At 32.5% G+C, this 17,633-nt stretch carries 16 protein-coding genes and 1 pseudogene; 11 read left to right on the forward strand and 6 right to left on the reverse strand.

The annotated features are described in order from the left end of the window. The first annotated feature begins 83 nt into the window (after positions 1–83). The 3 genes from KGI96_RS01405 (at position 84) to KGI96_RS01415 (ending at position 6,086) form a co-directional block, all read left to right on the forward strand. Entirely contained in the window at positions 84–3,014 is a 2,931-nt protein-coding gene (locus KGI96_RS01405; protein ID WP_211599370.1) for a YadA-like family protein, read from the forward strand. A 271-nt stretch (positions 3,015–3,285) separates the two neighbouring features. Beyond that, a complete protein-coding gene (locus KGI96_RS01410; protein ID WP_211599371.1) occupies positions 3,286–4,611 on the forward strand; it encodes an NCS2 family permease in 1,326 nt (441 codons plus the stop codon). 173 nt (positions 4,612–4,784) lie between these two features. Beyond that, positions 4,785–6,086 carry an ATP-grasp domain-containing protein gene (locus KGI96_RS01415; RefSeq protein ID WP_211599372.1) on the forward strand — a complete coding sequence of 434 codons (1,302 nt, stop codon included), beginning with the start codon at positions 4,785–4,787 and terminating at the stop codon, positions 6,084–6,086. 41 nt (positions 6,087–6,127) lie between these two features. Here KGI96_RS01415 and KGI96_RS01420 read toward each other — a convergent pair whose 3' ends face one another. Continuing rightward, positions 6,128–6,517, reverse strand: a complete 390-nt coding sequence (locus tag KGI96_RS01420) for a helix-turn-helix domain-containing protein (protein ID WP_211599373.1) — start codon at positions 6,515–6,517, stop codon at positions 6,128–6,130. Between the two features lie 192 nt (positions 6,518–6,709). Here KGI96_RS01420 and KGI96_RS01425 point away from each other — a divergent pair, with 192 nt between their 5' ends. Next, the gene (locus KGI96_RS01425; RefSeq protein ID WP_211599374.1) at positions 6,710–6,967 is read left to right on the forward strand and encodes a hypothetical protein; all 258 of its coding nucleotides are present in this window, start codon (positions 6,710–6,712) and stop codon (positions 6,965–6,967) included. Here the strand turns inward: KGI96_RS01425 and KGI96_RS01430 are convergent. Then, positions 6,958–7,920 carry an IS30 family transposase gene (locus KGI96_RS01430; protein ID WP_213156442.1) on the reverse strand — a complete coding sequence of 321 codons (963 nt, stop codon included), beginning with the start codon at positions 7,918–7,920 and terminating at the stop codon, positions 6,958–6,960. The genes KGI96_RS01425 and KGI96_RS01430 overlap by 10 nt on opposite strands. Positions 7,921–8,181: 261 nt before the next feature. On the opposite strand from KGI96_RS01430, the gene KGI96_RS01435 reads away from it, so the two are divergent. The 7 genes and pseudogenes from KGI96_RS01435 to KGI96_RS01465 all read left to right on the forward strand — a co-directional run bounded on the left by KGI96_RS01435 (position 8,182) and on the right by KGI96_RS01465 (position 14,121). Continuing rightward, entirely contained in the window at positions 8,182–9,180 is a 999-nt protein-coding gene (locus KGI96_RS01435) for a hypothetical protein (protein ID WP_211599363.1), read from the forward strand. A gap of 798 nt (positions 9,181–9,978) precedes the next feature. Then, a complete protein-coding gene (locus KGI96_RS01440) occupies positions 9,979–10,218 on the forward strand; it encodes a CopG family ribbon-helix-helix protein (RefSeq protein ID WP_211599362.1) in 240 nt (79 codons plus the stop codon). Next, positions 10,218–10,529: a type II toxin-antitoxin system RelE/ParE family toxin gene (locus KGI96_RS01445; RefSeq protein ID WP_090921259.1), complete on the forward strand. Its 312-nt coding sequence runs from the start codon at positions 10,218–10,220 to the stop codon at positions 10,527–10,529. Before KGI96_RS01440 ends, KGI96_RS01445 begins: the two co-directional genes overlap by 1 nt. Before the next feature lie 85 nt (positions 10,530–10,614). Then, entirely contained in the window at positions 10,615–11,226 is a 612-nt protein-coding gene (locus KGI96_RS01450; protein WP_090921258.1) for an N-acetylmuramoyl-L-alanine amidase family protein, read from the forward strand. Between the two features lie 62 nt (positions 11,227–11,288). Next, positions 11,289–11,435, forward strand: a pseudogene (locus KGI96_RS11230) (IS3 family transposase); the annotation flags it as partial. A 15-nt stretch (positions 11,436–11,450) separates the two neighbouring features. Next, positions 11,451–13,118 carry an ABC transporter permease gene (locus tag KGI96_RS01460; protein ID WP_213156516.1) on the forward strand — a complete coding sequence of 556 codons (1,668 nt, stop codon included), beginning with the start codon at positions 11,451–11,453 and terminating at the stop codon, positions 13,116–13,118. Next, positions 13,105–14,121, forward strand: a complete 1,017-nt coding sequence (locus KGI96_RS01465; RefSeq protein ID WP_213156517.1) for an ABC transporter ATP-binding protein — start codon at positions 13,105–13,107, stop codon at positions 14,119–14,121. The genes KGI96_RS01460 and KGI96_RS01465 overlap by 14 nt, the downstream gene beginning before the upstream one ends. Before the next feature lie 139 nt (positions 14,122–14,260). On the opposite strand, the gene KGI96_RS01470 is transcribed toward KGI96_RS01465, so the two are convergent. The 4 genes from KGI96_RS01470 to KGI96_RS01485 are packed head-to-tail and all read right to left on the reverse strand — an operon-like array spanning position 14,261 to position 17,556. Then, positions 14,261–15,064 carry a LicD family protein gene (locus KGI96_RS01470; RefSeq protein ID WP_211599358.1) on the reverse strand — a complete coding sequence of 268 codons (804 nt, stop codon included), beginning with the start codon at positions 15,062–15,064 and terminating at the stop codon, positions 14,261–14,263. Beyond that, positions 15,051–15,758, reverse strand: a complete 708-nt coding sequence (locus KGI96_RS01475) for an NTP transferase domain-containing protein (RefSeq protein WP_211599357.1) — start codon at positions 15,756–15,758, stop codon at positions 15,051–15,053. Before KGI96_RS01475 ends, KGI96_RS01470 begins: the two co-directional genes overlap by 14 nt. Then, a complete protein-coding gene (locus tag KGI96_RS01480) occupies positions 15,755–16,669 on the reverse strand; it encodes a DMT family transporter (protein WP_213156518.1) in 915 nt (304 codons plus the stop codon). The genes KGI96_RS01475 and KGI96_RS01480 overlap by 4 nt, the downstream gene beginning before the upstream one ends. Further along, on the reverse strand, positions 16,663–17,556 hold the full coding sequence (locus tag KGI96_RS01485) for a choline kinase family protein (protein WP_229577196.1): 894 nt from the start codon (positions 17,554–17,556) through the stop codon (positions 16,663–16,665). The genes KGI96_RS01480 and KGI96_RS01485 overlap by 7 nt, the downstream gene beginning before the upstream one ends. Positions 17,557–17,633: the final 77 nt, after the last annotated feature.

The following is a 17,633-nucleotide window of genomic DNA, read 5'->3' on the forward strand; positions in this document are numbered from 1 at the left end:
TTAGTTGAATTATTAGACAGGGGGGGGGTAGAATGGTCAGTTCGAATTGTCAATACCCAAAATCAAGGAATTTCAGATAGATAATGAATACTAAAAATAACAAGAAAACAACAGTTGCAACACTATTATTTTTATCACTCACAACGAGTTTTGTTTTTGCGGAACCAAGTCAACAAGATCAGATAGATGCTCTTAGAAAACAAGTAGAAGGATTGCAAAAGCAACTGCAAAAGCTAACGGCACAACCGAAAATACAAACTTATGCAACTGCGACACCTGACAGTACTGATGACCCAGCCAAAGCGGGTACAGGCACAGGTTCGATTGTTTTAAACAATGGAATAGCAAATGGAAAAAATGCTATTGTTGGTGGTGCGACTAGCAACACAGCAAGTGGAGAAAATTCTGTTTCATTGGGTGGAACTAAAAATATCGCAAGCGGAAAAGCCTCTGTTGTTATTGGCGGTGGCTTTTATAAAAATGGAAAAGTTGTAGGAAATAAAGCTGCAGGATTAAATTCTTCTGTTATTGGTGGAGTTGAAAATAGTATAAATAAAACAGGTTTGCGTTCTAGTGTTATTGGTGGGTGGAAAAATAGAGTATCTAGTGAGGATTCTATAACTCTAGGTGGGCAGGAAAATACCATTACAAATAGTGGAATATCTAATGCTATTTTTGTAGGACAAAACAATACTATTGAGAATGTTAATAAAGGAAATGTTATTATTGGAGGAGCAGAATCAAAGATACACGGTGGTGCAGGTTATGATAATTTTATTCTCGGTGGTGGTGATAGAAATGCTGATGGAAATGAAATTAGAAAAGGAGATAATGATGTAATTATAGGTGGGTATGCAAGTAAAATTATTAGTGATGGGAAATGGCAAGATAATAATGTTATATTAGGTGGACATCATAATGAAATCAATTCAAATACGAAAGATGGCTTTATTATAGGTGGTGTAAAAAGTATTGTGAATGGCTCTCTCAGTGGTTCAATTGGTGGCGTTGGTAATAATATTACAGGGAATGGTTCTTATGTTATCGGTGGTAGCAAACCGAACGCAGGAAAAAAGAGTGTTGATACAACATATGGTAATACTGTTTCAGGAAATAACTCTTTTGTTATAGGTGGCAAGAATACAATTGTAGGAAATCTTTCTTATACTTTTGGGAATAACAATACTATAAATAAAGAAAAAGTGTATATCTTAGGCTCAAATATTGATGCAGGTAATGCCACAAGAGCGGTTGTTTTAGGTGACAGTTCAACTGCGGTGACCGATGCGGTTTCAGTAGGAACAACAGCAAAACCAAGAAATATCAAGCACGTTAAAAACGGAGAAATTTCTGATACTTCACTTGATGCGATTAATGGTTCGCAAGTGACAACAATTGGGAGCCTAAGCTCTGCTATTACTGTTATACTCGATGCAACAATAACAGATCATAGACATTATAAAATCAATTTAGACAAAACAAAACTTCCAACAGCTGGCCAAAGTACAAATATTCAAGGCAGTACAACTGTAGATATAGCGGATGATGGTACAACACCAAACACAAAAATAATTTCAGTTAAAGCTGGAAGCATCGGCTCAACACAACTTGATACCACAACGACTAATATTCTTAATAAAGTAGGAGCAGGAAGTGTTGCGAGTGGAAATGCCAATACGGTTACTGGTGGAGATATTTATACTGCAGTAAGTGGTGCAAAAACAAAAGTTAGTAAAGCAACTGGTAAGGCAGGAGAATATATTACACTAACTTCAACTGAATCTACTGACACTACTGCCAATGAATATACTATTGGGCTAGATTTTACAAAAGTTAAAACTGGCTTAGCAAAAGGTAATATTACAGGAGATGGAATCTCGGTTGCAGGTGGAGAAAATGCTACTTTTAAAAATGTGATATTGACTATTGCTAATAATGCAATTACAACATCAAAGATTAAAAATGGAAATGTTACCAAGGAAAAGCTTTCTAGTGATGTTCAAACTATCTTAAATCAAGTTACTACAAATCAGACGAATATTAATAATAAAATCTCTAAAGCAGATTTGAAAGGAAGTAATACCGTTGCTTTAACTGAAAAAAATGGGAAAACAGAATTTTCAGTGGTTAATGGAAGCATTGGCTCAACGCAACTTGACACCACAACAAACAATATTCTTAATAAAGTAGGAAAAGGACAAGTTGTAAAAGATAATAAAAATACAGTGACGGGTGATACCGTTTATACTGCAATCAGCGGTGCTAAAACAAAAGTTGATGTAACAGGAAAGTATTTAACAATAAATAAAACAGAATCTACCAATACTGTCGCAAATTCCTATACTGTTGGCTTAGCTTTAGATAAAGTGGAAGAAGGCTTAGCAGACGGAACTATCTCAGGAACTGGTATTACGGTCAAAAATGGTAAAAAATCAACCTTTACAAATGTACAATTAGGTATTGCTGATAAGGCGATTACTACAGCGAAAGTTGCAGATAAAGCAATCACAGAAGCTAAAATTGCTAATGAAACTGTCAAGAAATTTACAGCAAAATCTCGTGAAACTGTAGTACCAGGGAGTGATGCATTAACTGTTACCCCTGCAAAAGTTAAAGCAAATACAGATAATCAAAAGTTTGTCGTTGATTTATCAGCAAAAACAAAAGCTGCGTTAAAACAAACTGAACTAAATGTAAAAAATGTAACGACAAATACACAAAATATTGCTGTAAATAAAGCGGAGATTGCTAAATTAAAAGCAGCTAATGATAAGTTAAATAAAAGAGCTATTTCAGGTGCAGCTATTGCTGGTGCAATGGCAAACTTACCACAGGAATACTTACCGGGTCGCTCAATGGTAGCAGTGGGTACGGCACATTATCGTGGTACAACTGCCGTTTCTCTAGGGCTATCAACGATTTTGGATAATGGTAAATGGATCTTAAAAGGTTCCGTCAGTTCCGACTTAAGAGAAGAAACAATGGTCGGTGCAGGTGCTGGGTATAGCTGGTAATCTTTATTAAAATTTGAGGTATGCACCCCAAAAGTTGAACACAACTTCTGGGGTGTTTTTTATTTATTTTTCACATAGACTGGAAAGCAGATTTGTAGTACTTTTTAAGCGGGTACATTTACGAAAAAATTTACAAATTTTAAACATTCTGTTTATTTCCCAAATAGATATAAAAAATAAGCAAACGTTTACGCAAACGGTTGCTTTTTATTTTTTTTATAGTAAAATTCAACTTTCTTCACTTAATCTTTAACTTAAACAGGAAAACATTATGAATTTTATTAAGTCCTATTTTGGTATTGATGGCAAAAACACAACAGTTAAAAAAGAAGTTATTGCAGGCTTAACGACTTTTTTAACAATGGCATATATCATCTTTGTTAATCCGAATATTTTATCTACCACTGGAATGGATAAAGGGGCGGTTTTTGTTGCCACTTGTTTAGCTGCGGCAACAGGCTGTTTTATTATGGGATTTGTGGCTAAATTGCCCGTTGCATTAGCACCAGGTATGGGCTTAAATGCGTTCTTTACTTATAGCGTCGTACTGGGAATGGGATATACTTGGCAAACTGCATTAGGTGCTGTGTTCCTTTCAGGCTGTGTATTCTTATTATTGGGGATATTTAAGGTTCGTAAATGGATTATCAATGCTATTCCAAGAGGTTTAAAACAAGGAATTGTGGCTGGGATAGGTGCATTCCTTGCTTTCATTGCAATGCAAAACTCGGGTATTATTATCGATAATCCTGCCGTACTTGTTGGACTTGGACCATTTACTTTTTCATCATCAATGGCATTACTCGGTTTTCTGCTCATTACGGCGTTAAGCCATTTTCGTGTTACTGGTGCCGTCACTATTGGTGTTATTTCTATTGCAATTATTAGTTTATTGGCAGGTTACACTAATTATTCTGGCGTTATCGCTATGCCACCGTCTATTATGCCAACACTATTACAACTTGATATTGCAGGTGCATTTAATGTAGGAATGATCAGCGTTGTTTTTGCTTTCTTATTTGTTGATTTATTTGATACCAGTGGAACGCTCATCGCCGTTGCCAAACAATCTGAATTGATGAATGAAGAAGGAGAAATCAAAAATTTAGATAAGGCATTATTAGCAGATGCAACCGCAACCATAACTGGAGCATTATATGGTACTTCATCAACGACCAGTTACATTGAAAGTAATGCTGGTGTTGCTGCGGGTGGTCGCACAGGGTTAGTGGCTGTTGTTGTTGGTATACTCTTTCTATTAAGTCTATTTTTTGCACCTTTAGCTGGAATGATTCCTGCTTATGCAACGGCTGGTGCAATTTTATATGTTTCGGTGTTAATGTTGGAATCATTAACTGATCTGGATTGGAAAGATATTAGAGAATTTGCTCCTGCCGTTGTTTGTACAATTACAATGCCGCTTACTTATTCTATTGCAGATGGTATTACTATTGGCTTTATATCTTATACGGCACTACAAGTTTTGACAGGTAGATATAAAGAAATTAATGCTGTCGTGTGGGTATTAACCGCTATTTTATTACTTAAAATTACAGGTCTATTGGATATGCTTTTTGCTACATTAAATGTGATGTAAGCGTAAACAAACACCGATAAAAAACCAAAAAGCTGTTACAAAAACAGCTTTTTTTATTGCTTAAAATTGATCTTGTTCACATAAATACACTTCACAATGTGCAATTTATACGACTATTTGCTAAACTTCTTTAACGAATTTAAAAATTTTTTAACAATACGAAGGAGTATCTTATGTCTAAACCGCATATTGGATTTTTAGGTCCACAGCCTTATATGAAAAAGGCAATCGATGAAATGAATAAACACCTTGTGGTACACGAACTAAATCCAACCACTTGGAAAGATGAAGAAATGGAAGCCATTGCACAAAAGTGTCGTGATAAAAATATTACTGCTGTTGCTGGTTTTGCACAAAAAGATGCGTTTCATCATATTTTAATCAACGAACGTTTAGGCAATCCAGTGCCTTCACGTCTTGCGTTTTTATATTGTATGAACAAATATTTAATGCGTACCCTTGAAGCAAATCCATTCTGGTTTGATTATGTTGATCCATTAACAGAAACTGATGAAGAAATTATCGCTAAAATTACAGAATGGCCATTTATGTTGAAAAATACCTCACTTTCATTAGGTCGTGGTATTTTCAAAATCAAAAATGAAGATGATTTACGTGCGGTTTTAAAAAGCTACCGTGAAGATAAAGAATTACAAGAACTGATTGCTTATCAAAATAAAGAATATATGAAAGGCATTCCTGAAAGTGAATTACCTCCTGTCATCCCACCATTTATCGCAGAACATATGGTTGATATGAACGTGGCGATTGAATATTGCTACGAAGGTTATATCACCGCAGAAGGCGAAATTGTTCATTATGCGTTAACCGAAGAAGTGTATTTCTCAAATCACCAAGCATTAGGTTATGTCACACCACCGATCAGCATTGATTCTGATATGGCAAACAAAATCGAAGCGTGGGTTGATGATTATATGGGACGCTTTGCTGATCTTGGTTATAAAGGACAATTCTTCAACCTAGAATTTTGGATTATGCCAGATGGTACTATTGCCTTAACAGAAATTAACCCTCGTGCAGCACACAGCTACCACTATAATTACCTATATTCATTTGGCGATTCGCTTTATGAAGATAACTTAAAACTTGCTGCGACAGGTAAAAAAGTCTCTGATGAAACCCCTTGGACAAAATGGCGACACGGTGGCGACTTCCTTTATACCTTAATCGTGTTAATTACCTCAAATGAAATGGGTAACGTAAGTGATATTTTAGATTACGACTATGTTGCACAATTAGAGCAAGAAGGCGTGTTAATTCGTCATACTCGTCAAAAAGATGACGTGCTAACCGCAGAAGATATGACCGCAGCGGGTGTAATGTTACAACAAATGTGGATTACGGGTAAAACTAAACAAGATGTGATCGCCCGTGAACATGAAATCCGTGAAAAAATCTTTAAAAACAAAACTAAAGTAGAAGGTTGTGATTATCCTCCTTATTGGTCTTTATAATTTGTTAATAAGCAGAACCATTATTTAATAGTGGTTCTGTTTTATTTTTTAACTTGTAATGCTTCAACTAAAGTTTGTAAAGTTTTAATTTCACGCTCTTTTTCGCTCAGTAATTCATCTTTATGAATAAGGGTAAGTTTTAGTTTCTCAATTTCTGTACTTAACTCTTGTGATGAGCCATAATAATTACTGCTATTAGTACTATTTTCATTAACTAAACAAATAACACTTTTATCGCTCACTGATAATAATTCGACTAAATCCATATCAAACACTTTGGCAATTTTTTCTAATTTATCTAAATGTAATCCTGTTTCGCCACGCTCAATTTTGGCATAACCATTGGTAGACATTGCCAATTTATCTGCCATATCCTCCTGTGACCAATTATGTGTTTCACGCACCATTCGAATTTTCTCATTTACTTTCATTGTATTGCCCTTTATGTATATCAATCAGCATTTTGCATTGTATTTAATTCATCTGTAAAAGTAAACTGATTTAGATTTTGTGTGGGTAATGTTCGGTTTTTGGGTGGGTTAGGGGTAAGGGTTGTTTGTGTTATTTGATGTAAAAAGAAAATATCATTAGCTAATATTTTTTATACTAAAAGGGGAAAAAAGATGAAAAAATTATTATTTTTAAGTTTTATTGTTTTATCCACAAATATTTTTGCTGCTGATACTTTAGGTAAGTGTGAATATGGAGTATCTGACAAAGATATTTATATTAAAGGTGGAAATTTTGTAGACTCAATGAATGAAGGATTAATGTCGGCAGATATGTATTCTTGTAGTGATAAATATGCGTTAGCTTTAATGAAGTTAAATATAGTTTTTACTGAATTTGGGGCTTTTTTACAATGGCGGATTCAAGTTTGAAGTGCAACGCACCCAAATCTAGATTTTACCTCAAGAGGTGTTTGATAGCCTAATACTTTTCTTGGTCTATTGTTTAAATTATCTTCAATAGCTTTAATCTCATCATCAGTTACTTTATCTAAAGTGGCTGATTTTGGTAAAAATTGCCGAATAAGCCCATTCGTATTTTCATTTGTTCCACGCTCCCAAGAGTGATATGGTTTTGCAAAATAAATCGTTGTCTTTAATGACTTTGCAATCTCTTCGTGTTGTGCAAACTCTTTACCATTATCAAAGGTAATACTTAATGGATTTTCACCTAAAAGCATTTCAATACAAGCTTCTTTAACTCGTTCAGCCTTACGGTTAGGTAAACATTTTATTTTAGTTTCTCGACTTACCCTATCAACCAAGGTAACTAGCACTCCACGATGATGTTTACCTACAACGGTATCACCTTCATAATCCCCTAAGCGTTCTCTATTATCAACAGAAGCAGGACGTTCTGTAATATCAATTCTATTTGCTATTTGACCACGTCTATCTTGATTAGCGTAACCTCGTTTTCTGTAGGTTTTCTGACAACGTAGGTGCTGATACAGCTTTCCTCCTGCTTGTTTATCCGCATAAATATATTGATAGATTCTTTCGTGACTAGGCACATTAGTCCACCCAAGAAAACGTAGTCTCCCTGTAATTTGTTCAGGAGAGTATTTCCTTGATAATAACTCCTCTATATATGCCCAGCCAAAATCACTAATTGTTTGAGCATTATTTGCTTTTCTAGAGACAGCGAGGTTATTTGCTTGTTTAGGGCGGTAACCTCGTTGTCCAGTATTACGTTTTAGTTCACGGTATATCGTTGCTTTGTGAACGCCAATGATTCGAGAAATTTCACTTTTTGAGATTCCTGTTTTCATTAGAGCAGAAATTTGATATCTTTGTTCTTGTGTAAGATGTTTGTAGTGTTTCATAACGTTTTGATATGTGGTAGTTGAAAATCGAAGTGCAACACTGCACATCTTACATTTCAATTACTATTTTTCAAACGTTGCACTTCGTTTTTGAATCTAAGAATTTAATAAGAATACAGGGAAATGTAGCGTAAGACGGGTTTATGTAAGAGATGAAAATAATTATTGGACATCAGATCCTGGAATGGATTTTTTGGTAATGGCAACTTTGTCTAAAAATTGTAAATAGTTAAGAAGGAAACAATAAAAGATTTATTTTGGTTGATCATAATTGGTATTTTAGGTTTTTTAGGATATCAATTAATTATTGAAGACAAGTCTATTAATGAAGTTAAATATGAATTAAAAGAAAAAGTTTCAGAGTCAAAAGAGTATCTTGCTAAAGAATATTTAGAGTACAAAATATCTAAATTACAATCATCCAGTAAATCAGTAGATATAAGTTATTCTGGAATAAAATGCTTTAATGATGATACTTATAGCACATCTTGTAGTATAAAAGATCTTTCACTTGAAGATACGAATGAAAATAAAATAATTACATTTAATTTAATAACTATTTTTGGCATTGATGAACTAATGAAGTATAAAGTGGGTGCTTTTGATCTTAATTACTCTAATATTGGTATTAGAATAGATAATATTACAAACTTAGGAGCTATAAATGCACATATGAAATCTAAAAATGCTCAAGCCGTAATAGAACGATTATCTAAAAAACCTTTATCATTAGCTCTTTATTTGAAATATTCTAAATATACAGGAGAAAATACTCTTGAATTTAGTATAGAAGAAAAAGATTCTACTAGTAGTAATCCGAATTATAATTCTTTCTTTACTAGTATAAAAGTGAATAGAGATAGTAACTCAGAAAAAATGATAAAAGAATTATCAGATTGTATATTAGATCGTAGCTGTGATAATAAAACTATTAATATAGAGAGAATGTTGAAACATTTATATTTTAAGGAGTTAAATACTAAACTTTATGTAGATAAAAGCTTGCTTCTTTCAATATTTAAACAAAGACAACTTGATGAATACATAGCATTTCTTGATAATGATGATAGTTTAAGCTATGAGGTTAGGAAAAATCTTAAACAGTTCTTTATGGGAAATCTAAATCGTTTAGAAAATACAATATCAGCTAAATATAATGTTTCACTTTTTGATATTTTCAATAGTGGTGGTGGTAGATATTTTTTAAATAAGTTTAATTATGAACTTAATGGCACATCATATGTTCCCTATAGTAATTAAATATGATTACCTGTTATATCTAAGATTTTTATAGAGATTATTTAAAATGAATGAAAATATAGGCATAAAGGACAAAAAGATGGACTATTGATGGTGATAATTTGGTTTTAGATAAGTTAACTATTCGTATAAGTAGTATAGATTCTTTTGAATTCACTAGAGATTGGGGTTTATTATTTTTGCAATACCAGTTGGCTTATTAATTCATTATTTCATTGGTATGTTTCTTCTTTTTTGTCAAAATGGTGATTATTTATATAGAGAATTACCATTTATTTGGTGGGTAATTATAATTTATGCCTTATGTTTTTTTATTTTTTTAATATTTGGTATATTTAACGGTGGACATAAACTTATCATTATTACTGCTAATGGGAGAAAATATAAACATACTTTTACATCAGGTTTTATAAGTACATAACAACTTGAATTGTTAAAATCAGAGTTAATGAGTAGAGTTTAAATAGGAAAGTATGTTGAAAATAATTTAATCAAAGGCAAGAAAGTTATTTTTGAAACTAAACCCCAGTTAAATAGTTATTTCATAATATTGCAAACCCTAAAAAATTTAAACGTAAATTTATGGAATATTCAGGTTAATAATAAAATGCAAAGCGGCTACATTTTGTCAGAAATTTACAAATGGTACATTTACTTCATAACCATAACACCATTTAAAATAGATAAAGCTAATATGTATGGAAAATTAAATATTGTTTGTAAATAAAAATTGATTTTTATTTCTATAGCACTACAATGTATTACAAATTGTTACATTTTAATGCATCGGAGGATTCTATGAGTTGTAGTGTTAGTGTAAGATTAGAAGACGATATCAAAAAGCGTCTTGATGAGATTGCAAAAATTCAGGATCGCACGCCCCACTCTTTGATGAAAAGAGCAATAGAGCGTTTTATTCAACAAGAAGACGCAGAGCGAGAATGGTTTAAGAGCCGTGTTAGAGCAATGGAAGAAGATAAAGCAAACGGAAATCTTGTGCCAATTGAAAAAGCCCTAGAAATGTTGAGAGCAGAATAATGCTAAAAGTTGAATTATCCCAACAAGCATTGGATGATTTGTTGCGATTAAAACGTTATATTCTTGCTAATGGTGGTTATCAAACTACAGTTAATACTTTGGCTAATGCAGTTGAAGAGGCGTGGAGTTTATTAAGAGAAAATCCACAAATAGGCAGAGAATATGAATATGATAATTTCTACAGAGAACTTGTTATCACCGTTGGTAAGAAGCGAACTTGTATTGCTTTATATAGATATTACCCACTTGAAAATTTAGTGGTAATTATTGCAATAAAAGATGGTAGAGAAGAAAAGTATCAAATATGCTGATATAAGAAAATTTTACCATTGATATAACCGCTTGTTTAAATTACTGATGCCTAAAAGACAATGTTAAGTGAAGAAGGAAAAATTTATGAAACATAAAATATATGCAACATTTATAACTTGTTTAGCTCTTAGTTTTTTAACAGGTTGTGTTCAACAACCTAAAAAAACGATTGTTATTGATCCCGGTCACGGAGGAGCAGATGTTGGAGCACAAAGTAAAACATCAAATGAAACAGAAAGTTCATTCGCTCTGAAACTTGCAGATAAAATTATAGAATTAAATAAAAATCAAAACCTTGAAATTATTTCAACAAGAATCTTTGATCGTTTTATAGAACTTCAAGAACGAGTAGATAAAATCAATAAGATTAAACCTGATTTTGCGATTTCCTTACATGTTGGTTCGTATCCTGATAGGAGAAGAAATGGCATAGGAACTTATTATTCTAAAAAAAGTATTGTTGCCAAAAAGTCACAACAACTTTCACAAAAGATGTTGAACTGTTTAGGAAAGGGTAAATTAAAAAAAGATAGTAACGACTCTTTCGATGGAGCTGTTTTAAGAAAAACTAAATCACCAGCAATTCTAATAAATGTAGGTTTTTTCACAAATCCACCAGACCGAGATTACTTAATATCTAAACAAGGTCAAGATGAATTGGCTAAATTAATTTATGGTTGTTTAAAAGAAATGTAATTTCTGTAGATACTTACTATCTAAGATAATATTATCTTAAAAAGACTTAATTATTATTTGCTTCAGCTAAAAAAATAGTGGAATATATTTTTTACTACAATAATGATAGAATAAAATTGAAATTCGGAAGATTGAGTTTGCTCTATACTCAATTATTATCAATAATTTATCTATATGTGAGAGCTAGGTTATATCTAGATCTCACATAATTGTTTTAAAACACTATGAAAAACCATAATTTTATTTGGAAATTTAGCTCTCTTCTTATTACCACAATGGTTCTGCTACCTTTGCTTGCCATTGTTTATAACTCCTTTGATGGTGAAATCGATAATCTTATTCACTTATGGAATACCACACTGGGTATTTATGTGGTTAATTCTGGTTTATTAGTGCTTGGAACGGTAGGATTTGCCCTCTTTTTTGCGCTTCCCTCTGCTTGGATTGTTTCTAGTTATCAATTTAAAGGTAAACAAAGTTTACAATGGCTTCTGTGTTTGCCTCTTGCTATTCCAGCGTATTTAAGTGCGTATATTTATACGGATTTATTAGATTATTCAGGTGAAATTCAAACCCTATTGCGAGATATTTTTGGTTGGCAAAATGCTCAGGATTATTGGTTTCCACAAGCGAGAACAATGTATGGGGCGTGTTTTATTTTAGCCCTTGTGTTGTATCCTTATATTTTTTTAGTGGTACGAGTAGCACTGCTTGAGCAGTCTGAAAACTTATTACAAAGTGCTAAAATTTTAGGGGCAAAAAAATTACGTTTATTTACAAAAGTGACTTTCCCCCTTATTCGTTCAGCAATTGTGGTAGGAATAAGTTTAGTTGCAATGGAAACCTTAGGGGATTTTGGCACTGTTTCTTATTTTGCTGTTTCCACTTTAACCACCGCCATTTATGATTCTTGGTTAGGTTTTGGTGATTTTGGTACGGCAAGTCGTATTGCTGTTTTTATGTTATTTATTATTTTTTTACTGATTTCAGTAGAAAATTACAGTCGCCGTAAACAAAAAATTTATCAACGTGGTTATGAACAAAAAGTGCATCAAAAACAGTTGCGTGGTAAATGGTTATTTTTTGCCTATTTATGGTGTGGTTCATTGCTAAGCCTTGCCTTTTTTATTCCTTTTGGACGTTTACTTTATTGGTCATTTCATTATTTTGAGCAGTCTTGGAACTCAGGCTTTTTAGAATTTGCAAAAAATAGTTTACAAGTATCCGCTATCGCTTCGATAATTGCGATTATATTGGCATTAATTTTACATTTTACTGCACGATTTTCACAAAGAACCCCTGTTGAACAGAATTTATCTCGATTATCATTACAAGTATCCTCAATGGGCTATGCGATTTCTGGTACCGTCTTGGCAATAGGGTTATTATCGGTTTTAAATTTGGCGGATCATAAATTGCATTGGTTACTTAAATTATTCGATCTTCCGCCTGTTGGATTAATTTTTTCAGGTTCAATTTTTGCGTTAATTATTGCTTACGTTATTCGATTTTTAGCAATGACAATTGGGAGTATCGATAACTCCCTGAGTAAGATTTCACCCTCTTTAGATATGGCAAGCCAAACAATGGGTAAAAATGGGATTAAAATGCTCACAAAAGTGCATTTCCCCCTTATATCAAAAGGCATTATTACTGCAGGTTTAATGGTGTTTATTGAGTGTATGAAAGAGCTTAATGCTTCACTATTATTACGTCCTTTTAACTTTGAAACCCTTGCCACTTATTTGTTTAATTTAACTTCAACAGAGCAACTGGAAGAAGCAGCACTGTCTGCAGTAATTTTGGTCATTATTGGTATCATTCCCGTTATTTGGCTAACTCGTTCCCTTATTTCACAATCACAAAAAGAGCATTACAATGAAATTACTTGATATTCAACAACTTAGTTATCAATTTGGTACAACAGAAGTATTAAAAAACTTAGATTTACAAGTAAAAGAAAATGAAATTATTTGTTTACTTGGTGCGAGTGGCTGTGGAAAAACAACGCTTTTAAAAGCTATTGCAGGTTTACTGGAAATCAAGCAAGGCACTATTACTCTTGCCAATCAAAATTTGAATACTGTTGCGGTGGAAAATCGACAAATTGGCTTTATTTTTCAAGATTATGCACTTTTTCCACATTTAACGGTCGCTGAAAATATTCAATTTGGATTAAGCAAACTTTCCAAAAAAGAGCAACAATTTGCTACTGAGCGAGTGTTAGAAACCGTTAAATTACAAGGTTTTGAAAAACGTTATCCTTACGAGTTATCAGGCGGACAACAACAGCGAGTGGCGATTGCTCGCTCATTGGTTTGTAACCCTAAATTACTGTTACTTGATGAACCTTTTTCCAATATTGATACCCAAACTCGTTATGAGATGATTGATGAAATTAAAGCGATTTTAAAAAGTCAAAATGTCCCCGCTATTTTTGTGACTCACAGTAAAGAAGAGGCTTTTGCTTTTGCGGATCGGATTGCGATTATGGATCAAGGTAAAATTGTACAATATGAAACGCCAACAACCCTTTATAGTAAACCCCATAATAAATTTGTGGCTGACTTTTTAGGTGAAACGAATTATTTAGATTGCGAAGTAATAGATGAACATCACTTAAATACCATTTTAGATAAACACTATTTTGACAAAATTACTTATTCAAAAGGAAAATATCAATGGTTAGTTCGTCCAGAACAAATCGCTATAAATCTTAATTCTCAAGGCAAAGGGAAAGTGATTAAAAAATTATTTCTAGGGCAACAATATCGCTATAATATTGCAATAAATGAGTTACATCTTACCGCTTACCATCGTCAGGATATTCCTATTGGAACAATGGTTGATATTGGGGTTATTTGTGATGAAGTAGTGTTATTCCCCCCCTCCTAGCCTCCCCCCGCAAGCGGAGGGAGGAATAATAACATACACTGCAAATTCCCTTCCCCGCAAGCGAGGGGGGAATAATAACATACACTGCAAATTCCCTCCTCCGCTTGCGGGGGAGGGTTAGGGTGGGGGAGGGGAAATATTATTCTAAAATATAAACTTCCGTTGTATGATGAGGCTTCTGTTCTTCCTCTGGAGGAAGGGTCATATAATCTCCATAATACATTGTTAAATGTTCGTGATACCCATTCATTACAGGGTATTTTTCACCCTCAAAGTCAACATAAATAACATCATCAAAATAGCTTTTCGGCATATAAGATTTTTTCCAACCACCATAATCAGATAATACTAAACCTATATATTCAGCTTTTTCAATAGGATAGGTTTTCTGAAACAGAGTTAAATTTTCTGTCATTTTATTAAATAAATAATGGGATAAAGTTGAAAAAATCTTACCGCTTATAGATCCCTCTTTTGCTCTTTTCCATCTTTTTTTACAAGAAGAAAATCGTAATTTAAGGCGTCTGTGTTTTTTCATCATTTTATAAAGAATATCTGGATTATTTGGTACAGCATCGTAAATAAAAATATCAATAAAAATACCTGATTTTCTTCCTTTAGGATCAACTAAGAGGGTGTTTTCATCAAAAATTTTAGTCATCTCTCCACAAAATTGACCTTCAATATCTTCCGCAAGAGAAATACTATACTGTTTATGGTCATTTTGACTTTGCCAAATATCCACAAACTTTTGATATTCATCACGACACATATAAACATCAATATCGTCATCCCAAGGAATAAAACCGTTATGACGAATTGCTCCTATTAAGGTTCCTCCAGCTAAAGAATAGGTAATATTATTCTCTCTACAAATCACATCAAAATATTTTAATATATCTAATGCAATTAATTGATGCTCTCTTAAATTAATTTTTTTCATTCTTTTTCCTCGCTAAATTATCTAAAATAAAATGATATTGAATTAAGTTATCCATTTCATATCCTTCTGATAACGGTATTTGCTCAGTCGTGACATTAAGATCTTGAATTATTTCCATTGGAATATTATCCCAATAAAGTTTAGGATTTAATAAGGTCTCTTTTTCAAGATAATTTATAAACTCGTCCTTTATTTTGTCACAATCGGGCTTTGCCCAATAAGAAATACCGAGTAAACTTGGTTCGCACTCGTTGGTTACTTTAATTTGTATTACCTTGTTTGATGATAATACTGGTACCCACTCTTTATCACTACTATCAGGGCGTTCTATTACAAAATAACAACTTTGATCTCGTTGTTTTTTAAATATATTTTTAAATAACACAACATCGGAATCGATCACATAGCTATTATTAAAATAATTCATTGCCCGATAGAAAGAGTAAATATTATTATATTCACGGTATTTATCATTTTTTAACAAGTGGCAACCATATTTATCGGATAAATAACTAAATTGCTCTGCAAGATGTCCTGTAACAATATAAATATTCGTGATTCCTGCTTCGTGTAGATATATAATCGTTCTTTCAATATTTGGTACTTCATTAATAGGTAACAGTGCTTTATGTGTTTTTTGTGTAATATCTTTAAAGCGACTGCCCAATCCTGCCGCTAATATAATTGCATTCATAATTCTTCTCGCTTATCTTTGAGGGTAATAGTTGTACCTACAATAACCCCTATTGTGAGCAGTACTATTGAGATATTCATTTCTGCTCTTCCCAATATCACATTTAGTAACATAATCCAAAATCCATAAGTGATATTTAACATCATTGCTCTAATTGGTTTAATCAAATAAATGGTTTGATAATAAAGCAAATAAGAGAACATTGAAGAAGCAAATATAAGACATAACAGCAAAATAAAATGAAACTCTGTAAAGGATTTAAACAGTGTGGCGGTATCCAATTCAAAAAAGAGTAATAAAAATAAATAGCCTAAACTTGCACCTAGTTGTCTCAAAAAATACACAACTGTCGAGGGCAAAAACTGCATTACATAAGATGAAAGCACAATCTCTGCTCCCCAACTTAATGCACTAATAAAGGCAAGCCCTACGCCGAATAATAAAATTTGTGAAGAACTCAAATCAAGGCTTAATAAAAGTGTGCAAAATATCGCTATGCTAAAGCCGATAATTCCCAACTTTGTCATACGCTCTTTTAAAAATAGAAAAGATAATAATGCCCCAAATACAGGATAAAGAGATGAAATAGGTGCTGCATAGCCTACACCAATATAACTGATTGCTTGTAAGTAGCAAAACATTCCAACTGGACCACCGATTAAGCCAGCAATTACTGCTAGTATACTCACTTGTTTATGCGTTATTAATTTACGATGTTGCGGTACTTTTTTATAGCAAAGTAACCCTGCTAATAGTAAAGAACCACTTTCAATTAAAAAAAGCAGAGATAATATAATCACTAAGGAAGTAACAAAGGGATAATCTTTATTTAATACTTCATATAAAATACCGGTTATTCCCCATAATAAGCCTGATAATAGTCCAAATATATAACCGTGATATTTTACCATTCACAATTCTCTTGTTCTTTCCAGTTTTTCATAAATTGAATGGCTCTCTCAATTCTGATTTGTCCATAATCATCAAAAAATTCATTATTTTCTTCTTTTACTAACGTCCAAATAAACCATAAAATATCTTGTGTAAATTGATATAAATGAATTTTTTTCAATAACTCATCATCTTCTTTTCCATCAAAGTAGTGGTGTAAGAAAAAGGCTTGCTCTTCTTCATTTAATTTTGATTCAAGTAAAAAAGCAGCAATATCAAACATAGGATCATTCATTCCTGAATATTCCCAATCAATAAAATAAACGGATTGTTGTTTAAGTAAAATATTTTCAGGCACAAGATCATTATGACAAGGCACCAGTACTTTGTTATTAGTTAAGTAAGAACTAATAGACTTCAAAAATAGAAGTAAATCAGGAATATCTTTACTATATTCATAAAATGAGTGCTTATTTTTTAACAAGCTAATGTATTTATCTAATTCATTGAAAACATTGAATTCATTAGCAAATTTAACGGTGTCACAATGTAACTTTTTTAAAGTTTTGGCAATAAGATCTAAATTAGAATATGCTTTGATTGTGATATGATCTAATGCTGTGCTATCTGATAAATATTTAGTAATCTTGATACCTGAATTAGCATCAATAAAGCAGGTTTCAACATTAAATTGTTGTTCTGACATTAATAAACTATTAACAGATTCATAATCTCGTTCAATAAGTCTTTCTGTCATAGCCCCAGGGACACGAAGTACATAATTTAGTTTGTTTTTTGTGCAAACTAGATAATTTTGGTTTGTCATTCCTCCTAAAAAGGAAATGTTTTTTATTGAAGATAGTGGTAGAGACAAACATCTTTGTACTATTCTTATAATTTTATCCATATAATTATAATGTGTTTTGAAATAAAAAATCAGATAATCCTTCTGATACAATCGAGCAGTATAACATAGATATTTTT

Origin of the sequence: Phocoenobacter atlanticus subsp. cyclopteri, from assembly GCF_018343795.1 — a bacterium.
Taxonomy (GTDB): Bacteria; Pseudomonadota; Gammaproteobacteria; order Enterobacterales; family Pasteurellaceae; genus Phocoenobacter; species Phocoenobacter atlanticus.